This is a genomic window from Streptomyces sp. NBC_01016 (genome assembly GCF_026341035.1).
Taxonomy (GTDB): domain Bacteria; phylum Actinomycetota; class Actinomycetes; order Streptomycetales; family Streptomycetaceae; genus Streptomyces.
Map to the genome: position 1 here is coordinate 2,063,892 of NZ_JAPEOQ010000001.1, position 12,960 is coordinate 2,076,851.

Genomic DNA, 12,960 nt, shown 5'->3' on the forward strand with positions numbered 1-12,960 from the left:
GCGGGGCCCCACTCATGTCCGTAGTGCGTCAGCCGCTGAAGGGCTCCGCCTTGAGGATCCTGACCGAGGCCTTCTTGCCGTTCGGCAGCTCGTAGTCCACGTCCTCGCCCACCTTGTGGCCGTTGACCCCCGTGCCGAGCGGGGACTGCGGCGAGTACGTCTCGAAGTCGCTGCTCGCGTACTCGCGCGAGGCGAGCAGGAACTCCAGGGTGTCGTCCTCGTCGCCGTCGAAGGCGATCGTGACAACCATGCCGGGCGCGACGACGCCGGTCGCCGCCGGGGCCTCGCCGACCTTGGCCCTCTCCAGCAGCTGGGTCAGCTGGCGGATGCGGAGCTCCTGCTTGCCCTGCTCCTCCTTGGCCGCGTGGTACCCGCCGTTCTCCCGCAGGTCGCCCTCCTCGCGCGCAGCGGCGATCTTCTGAGTGATCTCCTCGCGCGCGGGACCAGACAGGTACGCCAGCTCGTCCTTGAGCTTGGTGTACGCCTCCTGCGTCAGCCAGGTGACGTCTTCGCTGGTCTGGGTCACAGGTCGCTCCTCGTAGGTACTGGGTATACAAAGCATCGCCCTACTCAGAAGGATGTTCCCTACTGAGTGGGCGAAACCACGAGCCTAACAATTCAGGCGTGAAAGGGGGAGGACAAAAGGCATCAGCGTTGCGTCGGCGCAGGTCAGCGCCCGCCGTTTCGCCGGCCCCGTATCGACAATCAGTCGGCGTGACAGCCCAGGAGCTCGGCGGTCGTGCCGTCGCCCGTCGTCTTCAGAGTGACGACCTTGTCGATCCGCTCGGTCTTCTGGTCGAAGCGGAAGTCGGCGCGTCCCACCTCGGCGCCGGCGGCGTCCTGCGAGCGGATCGTGCAGTAGCCGGTGGCGTCGGTGTCCTTGCGGATCTCCAGGTGCGCCTGGACGTTGTTCTTGTTCGTGTCGAAGGCGATGACCTCGCCGCTGAACTTGCTTCCGCCGACGACGTAGTACCAGCCGAACCAGATCATCAGCGCCGCGAACAGGGCGCCGAGAACGATTCCGGTGATCTTCAGCTTGCGGTCGGCGCGGGCGTCGGCGGAGCGCGAGGATCCGTATCGGCCCTCGGGCAGCTGCTGCACGGCGCTCATCCGCCAGTTCCTCTCGCATCGCCCGGCATGTTCCCGGGCACCGGAATTTTCCGCCCCCCGGTTCCGTCACTATAGAAGTCGCCCATTGCACTCCAAGCACCCGGGCGTCCCATAACTGACCGAGGATCTTGTCTTGACTGAGCAGCTGCGACTGATGGCCGTTCACGCCCACCCCGACGACGAGTCGTCGAAGGGCGCGGCCACCATGGCCAAGTACGTGTCCGAGGGGGTGGACGTACACGTAGTGACCTGCACGGGCGGCGAGCGCGGCTCCATCCTCAACCCGAAGCTCCAGGGCGACAAGTACGTCGAGAAGAACATCCGGGAGGTGCGCCGCAAGGAGATGGACGAGGCGCGCGAGATCCTCGGCGTCAAGCAGGACTGGCTGGGCTTCGTCGACTCGGGACTGCCCGAGGGCGACCCGCTGCCGCCGCTGCCGGAGGGCTGCTTCGCCCTGGAGGACGTCGACCACGCGGCCGGCGCCCTGGTCAAGCAGATCCGCACCTTCCGTCCGCAGGTCATCACGACCTACGACGAGAACGGCGGCTACCCGCACCCCGACCACATCATGACCCACAAGATCACGATGGTGGCCTTCGACGGTGCGGCCGACGCCGAGAAGTACCCCGAGGACGAGTTCGGCCCCGTCTACCAGCCGAAGAAGCTCTACTACAACCAGGGCTTCAACCGGCCGCGCACCGAGGCGCTGCACAACGCGCTGCTCGACCGCGGCATGGAGTCCCCGTACGGGGACTGGCTCAAGCGCTGGGACGAGTTCTCGCGGGTCGAGCGCACGCTGACCACGCACATTCCGTGCGCCGACTTCTTCGGGATCCGCGACAAGGCGCTGATCGCGCACGCCACGCAGATCGACCCCGACGGCGGCTGGTTCCGCGTGCCGATGGACATCCAGCAGGAGGTCTGGCCGACGGAGGAGTACGAGCTCGCGAAGTCGCTCGTCGATACCTCCCTCCCCGAGGACGACCTCTTCGCGGGCATCCGACACAATGCCTGATGTGAACGCGAATCTGGCATTGACCCATCTCGTCCCCCTCGCCGCCAAGGAGGTCGACGAGAACAAGGTGACTCCGGGCGTGCTCGGCTTCATCGTCTTCGCCGTGATGGCCGTCGCGGTCTGGGGCCTGATGAAGTCGATGAACAAGCACATGGGCAAGGTCGACTTCAAGGAGAAGTCGGACGAGCCCGCCGGTGCGACGAGCGGCAAGGACGCCGGGCAGAAGTCCGCCTGAACCTGCCGTCGGCCCCGCGCACGAGAGCGCGCGGGGCCGTTGCGCTGTCCGTCGCGCGCCCCCGTCCGTCATGTCCCCGTCCGTCATGTCCCCGTCCGTCATGTCCGGGACGGGGAGCCGTGCGGGGGCGCGCCCGGCCTACGACCGCTGTGCCTCCTTGGCGACGCCCATCACGTCCCGCGAGTGCCGGTTCGGGACCATGCCGAGGCGCCAGGCCTGCCAGCCGTCGTCCAGGTCCACGCCCCGCTCGAGCATCAGCTGGTACGCCTCCACGTAGTCGTCGAGCTTTCCGTCGCGGGCCGGATGCGTGGCGCGGGTGAGCTGGGACAGCTCCTCCTGGGCGACCGCCGTGCCGATCTCCGAGCCGCCGGGGGAGGCGTACGGCAGGAGAGTGCAGCGCAGGAACGTCGCCCAGTCCTCGCCCCTGCGGTCCTCGTACCCGGCGAAGATGGCCGCCGCCTCCTCGCACAGCTCCATCGCCTGCGCGAGCCGCGCGTTGCCCGCGTCGACCACCGCGAGCTCCAGGCACGTCCACGCCTCGCCGTGCGGCACGCCGATGCGCTGGAAGTCGGCGCGGGCGTCGACCAGGAGCTGCCGTGCGAAGCCGGAGTTGCGCAGCGAGCCCGTCTGCGCGGCCCGTTCGTCGCGGGTGACGCGCGCCGAGTGGTGGCGGGCGCAGGCCAGGCCGTAGACGTCGCGCATCCGGGAGAACATCGTGCGCGAGCGCTCCAGCTCCCGCACCGCCTTGTCGAGGTCGCCGGTCTCCTCCAGGGCCTGGCCCAGGTAGTAGTACGTCCATGCCTCGCCGCGCGCGTCCTCGTTCTCACGGTGCCGGGAGGCGGCCTGGCGCAGTCCGTCGACCGCGGCGGAGGCCTCGCCGTCCATGAGCCGGGCGCGGGCCAGCTCGGTCAGCGCCCAGGCCTGGCCGCGGCCGTCGCGGGTCTGCCCGTACAGGTCGAGTGCCTCCCGCAGCTCCTCCTCCGCACGCGGCACGTTGCCCATCCGCAGGCAGAGCTGGCCGAGCTGGAAGTGCGCCCACGCCTCGCCGTGCAGCGACTCGTTCTCGCGGTGCAGGGCGAACGCGTCGGTGAGCAGGGCGAGCGACGTGCGTACGTTCGCGCGGTCGCGCTCGACCGCCGCGAGCGCGTGCAGCGTCCAGCCGCGGTCGCCCTTCGTCTCCGGCGTCGTCTGCAGGTCGAGCGCCTCCTGCAACCGCCCGGCCGCCTCGGTGAGTTGGCCCTGGTGGTGCAGGGTGATGCCGAGGGAGCACAGCGCGCGGCCCTCGCCCGCCCTGTGGTGCGCCTCGCGGTAGAGGTCGACCACCGAGGACAGCGTCGTCCGCGCCTTGTCGAGCTCGCCGAGCTGGCGGGCCGCGATACCCGTGCGCCACTGGACCGAGCGCATGAGCAGGCCCTGGTCGATGGATTGCGCCAGCTCCTGGATCTCGCCGAGCCGGTAGAGGTCGCCGCGCAGCAGGCAGTAGTCGCACAGAGCGCCGAGCAGGCCGAGCACAGCGTCCTGGTTGACGCCCTCCGCGTGCCGCAGCGCCGCCGTGATGAAGCTCGACTCGTCGTCGAGCCAGCGCAGCGCCGCGTCCAGGGACGTGAAGCCGTGCGGCCCGGTCTGGCCCGCGCGCGTCGACATGTTGCCGTCGACCAGGCGGATCACCGAGTCGGCCAGATCCGCGTAGTTCTGGATCAGGCGCTCCTGCGCGGCCGTGCGCTCCGCGGGCTCCTCCTCGTCGGCGAGGCGGGCCTGGGCGAAGGCGCGGACGAGGTCGTGCAGGCGGTAGCGGCTGCCGCGCACGTGGTCGACGAGCCCGGCGTTCGCGAGCGCCGACAGATGCCGCGTCGCCTCCGCGCTGGTGGTGGCGAGCAGCGCGGCAGCGGCGGCCGCGCCGAGCGAGGCGCGCCCGGCGAGCGCGAGCCGCCGCAGCAGCCGCCTGCCCTGCTCGGACTGGTCGGTGTAGCGCAGCCACAGCACCCGCTCGACCGGGTCCACGGGCCCGTACGCGCCCAGGTCGGCGGCGAGCTGACGCGTCGTACGCGGCCCGATCGCGGAGCCCGCGACGCGCAGCGCCAGCGGCAGGCCGCCGCACAACTCCCGTACGGCATCGGAGGATTCGGCATCATAGGGGCCGCTCGGATCCTCCGCGGCCTCCCGCAGCAGCTCCTCCGCGCCCGCCGCGTCGAGCGCCTGCACCGGCAGGTGGTGCACCCAGGCGGGCGTGTCGTTGCCGAGTTCGAGCGGCTCACGCGCGGTGACGATCACGAGGCTGTCGGAGCGCTCGGGGACGAGCGTACGCACCTGCTCCGCGCCCGCCGCGTCGTCGAGCACGATCGTCACCGGCAGCCCGGTCAGATGCTGGTGATACAGCTCGCTGAGCCGCTTGACCTGCTGTTCCTGCGAGGACCGCTCACGGAAGAGCAGCTGCTCGCGCGGCGCTCCGAGCCGGTTCAGGAGGTGCAGCAGGGCGTCCCGCGTGGGCAGCGGCGGCGCGTCCGGGCGGTCGCCGCGCAGATCCACCACGCACGCCCCGCGGAACTGGTCCCGCAGGTCGTGCGCCGCGCGCACCGCGAGCGTCGTACGCCCCGAACCCGGGTCCCCGTGCAGCACGACGACGGTCGGCCGGGTCTCGGTGCTGGCCCGCGCCGCGTGCACCCACTGCGCGATCTGCGACATGGCGACCCGCCGGCCGGCGAACGGCCCCTCGGGCTCAGGCAGTTGACCGAAGGACTGCTCAAGCACGCTCCGCCGCCGCGCGGCCGCGCTCTTGTCGGTGCGGCGCAGTTGAGGCGTCGGCTTGTTCGAGCCGCCCGCCCCCGTCGACGCCGCGAGCACCCGCTGCTGATCGAGGAACGGCCTGATGCCCCGCACTTCCAGCGCGGTCAGCCACTGCAGCCGCAGCTGCTCCGGCCCGCCCGGCTGATTGCGCGCCCCGGCGCTGCGGCTCGCCGCCGGCACGTGCGAAGCGGTCACCTTCGCGACGGTCGCGGCGGACCCCAGTACGGCGACGGCGACACCCGCGCCCACGGCCGTCCCGGTCCCCACTCCGAGCACCAGATCCGCCACGCACGCGGTGACGGCACCAACCCCCGCCACCATCAGCGGAGTTGACCCGCCCTCCTTGGCGAACCGCTGCCCGAACGTCATCCGCCCCGCATCGGCCTCGTCGAGCGCCCGGGTGAACGCGTCGTACTCGTCCGCCGCGCTGCGCTCCATCGCGTCGAGCGCACCCTTCGCCCTCGACAGCAGCACGGCGCCGTCCGCACGCCCGCCCGAGCGCCTGACCTCTTCCTCGACGGCCCGGGCCAACAGCCGTTCGGCTTCCGCCCGATGGCTGTCCCGCATCTTCGGTCCCCCTCCGGTGGCGACAGTACGGGTCAAGTGTGCTGCGTATGGGGTGTCGGCGCGAGGGTCCCGGCGATCAGAGACGCGACGCGGATCACCATGAGCGAGGATGGGAGGCATGCCGAACCGACTGGCCCATGAGACGTCCCCCTACCTCCTCCAGCACGCCGACAACCCGGTGGACTGGTGGCCCTGGTCGGCCGAGGCCTTCGCGGAGGCGCAGCGGCGCGGGGTGCCGGTGCTGCTCAGCGTCGGGTATTCGAGCTGCCACTGGTGCCATGTAATGGCTCACGAGTCGTTCGAGGACGGGGCCACCGCCGCCGTCCTGAACGAGAACTTCGTCAACATCAAGGTCGACCGCGAAGAGCGCCCCGACGTCGACGCCGTCTACATGGAGGCCGTGCAGGCCGCCACCGGGCAGGGCGGCTGGCCCATGACCGTGTTCCTCACGCCGGACGCCCAGCCGTTCTACTTCGGCACGTACTTCCCGCCCGAGCCGCGCCACGGCATGCCCTCGTTCACCCAGGTCCTGCACGGCGTGCGGGACGCGTGGACCGAGCGGCACGGTGAGGTCACCGAGGTCGCCGGGAAGATCACCGCCGATCTGGCGGCACGGGAAATGCCGTACGGGAACACGGAGTTGCCGGGCGAGAACGAGCTGGCGCAGGCGCTGCTCGGGCTCACGCGCGAGTACGACGCGACGTACGGCGGCTTCGGCGGCGCGCCCAAGTTCCCGCCGTCCATGGTGATCGAGTTCCTGCTGCGCCACCACGCGCGCACCGGCGCAGAGGGCGCGCTGCAGATGGCCGTGGACACCTGCGAGCGGATGGCGCGCGGCGGGATCTACGACCAGCTCGGCGGCGGGTTCGCGCGGTACTCCGTGGACCGGGAGTTCACGGTGCCGCACTTCGAGAAGATGCTGTACGACAACGCGTTGCTGTGTCGGGCGTACGCGCATCTGTGGCGCTCGACGGGCAGTGAACTGGCCAAGCGCGTCGCCCTGGAGACCGCCGACTTCATGGTGCGCGAGCTGCGGACGAACGAGGGCGGGTTCGCGTCCGCGCTCGACGCCGACAGTGAGGACCCGGCGAGCGGGAAGCACATCGAGGGCGCGTACTACGTGTGGACGCCTCAGCAGCTCACCGAGGTGCTCGGCGAGGCCGACGCGGAGGTCGCCGCCCGCCGCTTCGGCGTCACGGACGAGGGCACCTTCGAGGAGGGGGCCTCCGTGCTCCAGCTCCCGCAGGAGGACGGGGTGTTCGACGCCGGGCAGATCGAGCGGATCCGGGAGCGGCTCCGCGAGGCCCGGTCCAGGCGGCCCGCCCCCGGCCGGGACGACAAGGTCGTCGCCGCGTGGAACGGGCTCGCGATCGCGGCGCTCGCCGAGACCGGCGCGTACTTCGGCCGGCAGGATCTGGTGGACGCCGCCGTGTGCGCCGGTGATCTGCTCGTCCGCCTGCACATGGACCCGCTGGCCCGGCTCGCCCGGACCAGCAAGGACGGGCACGTCGGCGGCAACGCGGGGGTTCTGGAGGACTACGCCGACGTCGCCGAGGGGTTCCTCGCGCTCGCGTCCGTGACCGGCGAGGGCGTGTGGCTGGAGTTCGCGGGCTTCCTGCTCGACCACGTCCTCGACCGGTTCACCGACGCGGAGAGCGGCGCGCTGTACGACACGGCCGTCGACGCGGAGAAGCTCATCCGCCGGCCCCAGGACCCGACCGACAACGCCGTGCCCTCGGGCTGGACCGCCGCGGCGGGCGCCCTTCTCTCGTACGCCGCACACACCGGCTCCGAGCCGCACCGCACCGCCGCCGAGCGGGCCCTCGGCGTCGTCAAGGCGCTCGCCCCGCGGGCGCCGCGGTTCATCGGGAACGGGCTCGCGGTCGCGGAGGCGCTGCTCGACGGGCCGCGCGAGATCGCGGTCGTGGGGGAGGTCGGCGGGCGGCTGCACCACGCGGCGCTCACCGGAACCGCTCCCGGGGCCGTCGTCGCCGCGGGTCCCGAAGGGAGCGACGAGCTTCCGCTGCTCGCCGACCGGCCGCTCGTCGACGGGGGCGAGGCGGCGTATGTGTGCCGTCACTTCGTGTGCGACGCGCCGGTGACGGAGGTCGAGCAGTTGCAGCGGATGCTGGGGGAGTCGCAGGCGTAGCCGATATCCCTCAGAGCCCGTGCTGCACCGTGTCGAGGGCGCGCAGCACGAGCTCGCGCAGGTCGTCCTCGTGGTCGTGCTCGGCCCAGTACATCGTGGCCTGCATCAGGGCGCCGACCAGGGCCATGGCGTAGACGCGGACCTCGAGGTCGGCGGCGTCCCGGCCGGTGCGCCCGGCGATGACCCGGCACATCAGCTGCCCGGTGACGGACATCGACTCCATCATCCGGGAGCGCACCGCGGGCGTCTCGACCTGGAGCCGCATCCGCAGCCGGATGATCTCCGGCCGTTCGTCCGCGAACGCGAGTTCCAGGCTGTGGTCGACGACGTGCCGCACGGACTCGGCGATCGACTCGTCCATGGGCCGCTTGAGCAGCTCCCGCTCCAGGATCGGGTCGAACTCGTCCGTGAGGACGATGTCCTCCTTGGTCGGGAAGTAGCGGAAGACCGTGGACGGCGACACCTCGGCGGCCTCGGCGATCTGCTCGACCGTCGTCGCGTCGTACCCCTGCTCCTCGATCAGGCGGTACGTCGCCTCACGGATCGCCGTCCTGGTCTTGATCTTCTTGCGCTCGCGGAGCCCGACCTTGGGCTCCGCGGGCTGCTGTGCTGACGCGGCCATGTCGCTCATTCTCAGGCATCGGCGCCGACCGGGGCGACCTCCGGGTCGGCGGCGGGGCCGGTCTTCTCGGGGCCGGGCATCAGCACCGCCGTCAGTAGCGCGGCGGCCAGGGCGACGATGCCGATGACGACCAGGGCCAGGTCCATGCCGTGGACGAACGCGCCGTCCGCCGAGGCGGCGAGCGCCCGGTCGCCGAGCTTCCCGGCGACCACGTGCGCGCCGATCACCGAGTCGCGCGCCACGTCCGCCGCCGCGTCGGGCAGCCCCGCCGTGGCGAGCCGGCCCGCGTAGGCGCCGGAGACGAGGGCGCCGAGCAGGGCCACGCCGAGCGCGGATCCTGTCTGCCGGACCGTGGACAGCAGGCCCGAGCCGCGGCCCGCCTGGTCCTTGGCGAGCGCGCCCATGGCGCCGCCCATCGCGGGGATCATGGCGAAGGCGATGCCGATCCCGGCGATCGACAGCCACAGCGCCGTGAAGCCGTACCCGGAGTCGACGGTGGTGCGCGCCCCGAGGAATGCGGCGAAGGCGAGGACCACCAGGGCCACGCAGATCACCGCCCGCGCCCCGAACTTCGCGACCAGGGGCTGCGCGAGCCTCGCCGCGACGAGCATTCCGCCCATCATCGGCACGATGCGCAGTCCGGTGCCGAGCGAGTCGATGCCGAGCACCGCCTGGAGGTACTGCGGCAGCAGGAACAGCATCCCGGCCATGATGAACATGCCGAGCGTCGCCGCCAGGGTGTTGGTGAGGAAGCCCCGGTGGGACAGGAGCGAGAGGTCGAGCATGGGCCGCGCGCTGCGTCGCTCGCGCAGCACCAGCGCGCCGATCAGGACGACGGACGCGAGGAATCCGCCGAGCACGACGGGGCTCGACCAGCCCTTCTCGGGGCCCTCGATGATCGCGTAGATGAGGGTGCCGAGGCCGAGCGCGGTGAGCACGGTGGAGACGAGGTCGACCTTGGGGGCGGCCGGGTCCCGGCTCTCGGGGAGCAGGAACAGGCAGGCGGTGATGCCGATCGCGACCATCGGCACGTTCAGCACGAACACCGAGCCCCACCAGAAGTGGTCGAGCAGCCAGCCGCCGATGATCGGGCCGAGCGGCATCCCGAGCGCGGAGGCCGCCGAGATGGCCCCGATCGCCTTCGTCTGCTCGTCCCGCGCGAACAGCGAGGGGATGACCGACATGGCGAGCGGCATCACGAAGGCGCCGCCGACGCCCATCAGCGCGCGGGCCGCGATCACCCAGCCCACGTCGCCGGCGAGCGCGCCCACGACGGACGCGGCGAGGAAGACGCCGAGGCCGCCGATCAGCATCCGGCGCCGCCCGAACCGGTCGCCGAGCAGTCCCGCCGGGAGCATCAGGGCGGCGAACACCACGATGTACGCGTCGGCCATCCACTGCTGCTGGCCCGTGGTGGCGCCGAGTTCTCCGGCGATCGTCGGGAGCGCGACGTTGAGGATCGTCATGTCGAAACCGAGCACGAGCATGCTCGCGACCAGGGCCCCGAGGGCCCACCAGCGCCGGGGATCCGGGCGCGGCTCCACCTGCTGAGTGACAGTAACCATGAAATGAGAGTAACTGTCACTTCGTAGTGTCTGTCAATAAGGAGCCGCCCTCGGAAACGCAAAATGGCCGCGGCTGGTGAGCCGCGGCCATGAAGAAGGGGAGGGGTGAGTGTCAGCCGTGCTGGTACGCCACCAGCGAGATGCCGACGTAGTGCACGATGAACGCGGCGAGCGTGAGCGAGTGGAAGACCTCGTGGAAGCCGAACCAGCGCGGGGACGGGTTCGGGCGCTTGATGCCGTAGATGACGCCGCCCGCGCTGTAGAGCAGACCGCCGACGATCACCAGGACGAGCACCGCGATGCCGCCCGTGCGCATGAAGTCCGGCAGGAAGAAGACCGCGGCCCAGCCCATCGCGATGTAGCACGGCGTGTAGAGCCAGCGCGGGGCGCCGACCCAGAACACGCGGAAGGCGATGCCGGCCGCGGCCGCCACCCAGATGCCCCACAGCAGCGCGTCGCCCTTGGCGCCCGGCAGCAGCAGCATCGTCAGCGGCGTGTACGTACCGGCGATGATCAGGAAGATGTTCGCGTGGTCGAGCCTGCGCAGCACCCCGTCCGCGCGCGGCCCCCAGTTCCCCCGGTGGTAGAGCGCGCTCACGCCGAACAGCAGGCAGGCGCTCAGTACGAAGATGGCGCACGCGATCCGGCCGCGCGTGGAGTCCGCGAGTGCCGTGAGGAAGATGCCCGAGATCAGCACGGCGGGGAACATGCCCGCGTGCAGCCAGCCGCGCAGTCTCGGCTTCAGCACGGAGGGCTGGGCGGCGGGGACTTCGGGCTCGTCGGTGGCGACACTCATCCCCGCATGGTACCTACGCGACCGTAGGTAACGGACCCGTTGAGTGGTGATGCTCACTTCGCTCACCTGTGAGGCCCCCTGGACATATGGGCGTTTCGGCCGGATGATCAAATGAGTGCGGTCGGCACCGGATGAGCGCCCACTGAGCTCCAGTGGATTGGGAGGCGCAGCGTCCGGGTCGCAGCCCCCACGGGGCAATCAACCTCAGAACCCCTCATTTAGGAGCGATCGTGGCGCGCGACATCGCGGCTCCCTCCCTGGACACCCTCCCGACGAACCACCAGGAACTGATCTCGTGGGTCAACGAGATCGCCGAACTGACGCAGCCGGACAGTGTGGTCTGGTGTGACGGCTCCGAGGCCGAGTACGAGCGCCTCGCCGAGGAGCTCGTCGCGAAGGGGACGTTCAAGAAGCTCGACCCCATCAAGCGCCCCAACTCGTACTACGCCGCCTCCGACCCGTCCGATGTCGCGCGCGTCGAGGACCGTACGTTCATCTGCTCCGAGAAGGAGGAGGACGCGGGCCCCACGAACCACTGGAAGGCCCCCGCGGAGATGCGGGAGATCTTCAGGGGCAACGAGGGGAACGGGGGGATCTTCCGTGGCTCGATGCGCGGACGGACCATGTACGTCGTCCCGTTCTGCATGGGGCCGCTCGGTTCGCCGCTCTCCGCGATCGGCGTCGAGATCACCGATTCGGCCTACGTGGCCGTCTCCATGCGCACGATGACCCGGATGGGCCAGCCGGTCCTCGAAGAGTTGGGCGAGGACGGCTTCTTCGTGAAGGCCGTGCACACGCTGGGCGCCCCGCTGGGTCCCGACGAGGCGGACGTGCCGTGGCCGTGCAACTCCACGAAGTACATCTCGCACTTCCCCGAGGACCGCGAGATCTGGTCGTACGGCTCCGGCTACGGGGGCAACGCCCTGCTCGGCAAGAAGTGCTACGCCCTGCGCATCGCGTCCGTCATGGCGCGCGACGAGGGCTGGCTCGCCGAGCACATGCTGATCCTCAAACTGACGCCCCCGCAGGGTGAGTCGAAGTACGTCGCCGCCGCCTTCCCGAGCGCCTGCGGGAAGACCAACCTCGCGATGCTGGAGCCCACGATCTCCGGCTGGACCGTCGAGACGATCGGTGACGACATCGCCTGGATGCGGTTCGGCGAGGACGGCCGGCTCTACGCGATCAACCCCGAGGCCGGCTTCTTCGGCGTCGCGCCCGGCACCGGCGAGCACACCAACGCCAACGCCATGAAGACCCTCTGGGGCAACTCGGTCTTCACGAACGTCGCGCTGACGGATGACAACGACGTGTGGTGGGAGGGCATGACGGAGGAGACTCCGGCGCACCTCACGGACTGGAAGGGCAACAGCTGGACGCCCGAGTCCGGCGTCCCGGCCGCGCACCCCAACGCCCGCTTCACCACCCCCGCGTCGCAGTGCCCGATCATCGCGCCCGAGTGGGAGGACCCGAAGGGCGTGCCGATCTCGGCGATCCTCTTCGGTGGCCGCCGCGCCTCGGCCGTGCCGCTGGTCACCGAGTCCTTCGACTGGAACCACGGCGTCTTCCTCGGCGCGAACGTGGCCTCCGAGAAGACCGCCGCCGCCGAGGGCAAGGTCGGCGAGCTGCGCCGCGACCCCTTCGCCATGCTGCCGTTCTGCGGCTACAACATGGGCGACTACATGGCGCACTGGGTGAAGGTCGGCGCCGACAAGGACGCCGCCAAGCTGCCGAAGATCTACTACGTCAACTGGTTCCGGAAGAACGCGGACGGCAAGTTCGTGTGGCCCGGTTTCGGTGAGAACGCGCGCGTCCTGAAGTGGATCGTGGACCGCCTCGACGGCCGCGCCGAGGGCGTCGAGACGCCGATCGGCATCCTGCCGACCAAGGAGTCCCTGGACACGAAGGGCCTCGGCCTGGCCGACGCCGACCTGGACTTCCTGCTGACGGTGGACAAGGAAGCGTGGCGCGACGAGGCATCGCTCGTGCCCGCGCACCTCAACACGTTCGGCGACCACACGCCGACGGAGCTGTGGGACGAGTACCGCAAGCTGGTGGACCGGCTCGGTTAGGGCCGAGTGACATGAAGAAGGGGCGCGGCCTTCCGGCCGCGCCCCTTC

At 70.7% G+C, this 12,960-nt stretch carries 10 protein-coding genes; 4 read left to right on the plus strand and 6 right to left on the minus strand.

The features are described 5' to 3' along the window. Nucleotides 1-28 precede the first annotated feature (28 nt). Both greA and OG746_RS09785 read right to left on the minus strand, forming a co-directional pair. The gene (gene greA / locus OG746_RS09780; RefSeq protein ID WP_266713505.1) at nt 29-526 is read right to left on the minus strand and encodes a transcription elongation factor GreA; all 498 of its coding nucleotides are present in this window, start codon (nt 524-526) and stop codon (nt 29-31) included. Nucleotides 527-705: 179 nt separating this feature from the next. Next, nucleotides 706-1,110, minus strand: a complete 405-nt coding sequence (locus OG746_RS09785; RefSeq protein ID WP_266713507.1) for a DUF4307 domain-containing protein — start codon at nt 1,108-1,110, stop codon at nt 706-708. A 133-nt stretch (nt 1,111-1,243) separates the two neighbouring features. Here OG746_RS09785 and mca point away from each other — a divergent pair, with 133 nt between their 5' ends. After that, a complete protein-coding gene (gene mca / locus OG746_RS09790) occupies nt 1,244-2,125 on the plus strand; it encodes a mycothiol conjugate amidase Mca (RefSeq protein WP_266713509.1) in 882 nt (293 codons plus the stop codon). Further along, on the plus strand, nt 2,118-2,360 hold the full coding sequence (locus OG746_RS09795; RefSeq protein WP_266713511.1) for a hypothetical protein: 243 nt from the start codon (nt 2,118-2,120) through the stop codon (nt 2,358-2,360). Before mca ends, OG746_RS09795 begins: the two co-directional genes overlap by 8 nt. A gap of 138 nt (nt 2,361-2,498) precedes the next feature. On the opposite strand, the gene OG746_RS09800 is transcribed toward OG746_RS09795, so the two are convergent. Beyond that, on the minus strand, nt 2,499-5,711 hold the full coding sequence (locus tag OG746_RS09800; protein ID WP_266713513.1) for a tetratricopeptide repeat protein: 3,213 nt from the start codon (nt 5,709-5,711) through the stop codon (nt 2,499-2,501). Nucleotides 5,712-5,829: 118 nt separating this feature from the next. On the opposite strand from OG746_RS09800, the gene OG746_RS09805 reads away from it, so the two are divergent. Beyond that, nucleotides 5,830-7,860, plus strand: a complete 2,031-nt coding sequence (locus tag OG746_RS09805; protein WP_266713515.1) for a thioredoxin domain-containing protein — start codon at nt 5,830-5,832, stop codon at nt 7,858-7,860. Between the two features lie 10 nt (nt 7,861-7,870). Here OG746_RS09805 and OG746_RS09810 read toward each other — a convergent pair whose 3' ends face one another. The 3 genes from OG746_RS09810 to trhA form a co-directional block, all read right to left on the minus strand. Next, complete coding sequence (locus OG746_RS09810; RefSeq protein ID WP_266713517.1) at nt 7,871-8,482, minus strand: TetR/AcrR family transcriptional regulator; 612 nt, start codon at nt 8,480-8,482, stop codon at nt 7,871-7,873. 11 nt (nt 8,483-8,493) lie between these two features. After that, complete coding sequence (locus OG746_RS09815) at nt 8,494-10,047, minus strand: DHA2 family efflux MFS transporter permease subunit (RefSeq protein ID WP_266713519.1); 1,554 nt, start codon at nt 10,045-10,047, stop codon at nt 8,494-8,496. Nucleotides 10,048-10,159: 112 nt separating this feature from the next. Further along, on the minus strand, nt 10,160-10,843 hold the full coding sequence (gene trhA, locus OG746_RS09820; protein WP_266713521.1) for a PAQR family membrane homeostasis protein TrhA: 684 nt from the start codon (nt 10,841-10,843) through the stop codon (nt 10,160-10,162). 230 nt (nt 10,844-11,073) lie between these two features. Between trhA and OG746_RS09825 the strand changes: the two genes are divergently transcribed. After that, entirely contained in the window at nt 11,074-12,912 is a 1,839-nt protein-coding gene (locus tag OG746_RS09825) for a phosphoenolpyruvate carboxykinase (GTP) (protein WP_266713523.1), read from the plus strand. The last annotated feature ends 48 nt before the right edge of the window (nt 12,913-12,960 follow it).

Coding starts and splice junctions, on each gene's coding strand:
- OG746_RS09810 (WP_266713517.1), bottom strand. CDS start 8,482: ATGGCCGCGTCAGCACAGCAGCCCGCGGAGCCCAAGGTCGGGCTCCGC.
- OG746_RS09815 (WP_266713519.1), bottom strand. CDS start 10,047: ATGGTTACTGTCACTCAGCAGGTGGAGCCGCGCCCGGATCCCCGGCGC.
- OG746_RS09800 (WP_266713513.1), bottom strand. CDS start 5,711: ATGCGGGACAGCCATCGGGCGGAAGCCGAACGGCTGTTGGCCCGGGCC.
- trhA (WP_266713521.1), bottom strand. CDS start 10,843: ATGAGTGTCGCCACCGACGAGCCCGAAGTCCCCGCCGCCCAGCCCTCC.
- OG746_RS09785 (WP_266713507.1), bottom strand. CDS start 1,110: ATGAGCGCCGTGCAGCAGCTGCCCGAGGGCCGATACGGATCCTCGCGC.
- OG746_RS09805 (WP_266713515.1), top strand. CDS start 5,830: ATGCCGAACCGACTGGCCCATGAGACGTCCCCCTACCTCCTCCAGCAC.
- OG746_RS09795 (WP_266713511.1), top strand. CDS start 2,118: ATGCCTGATGTGAACGCGAATCTGGCATTGACCCATCTCGTCCCCCTC.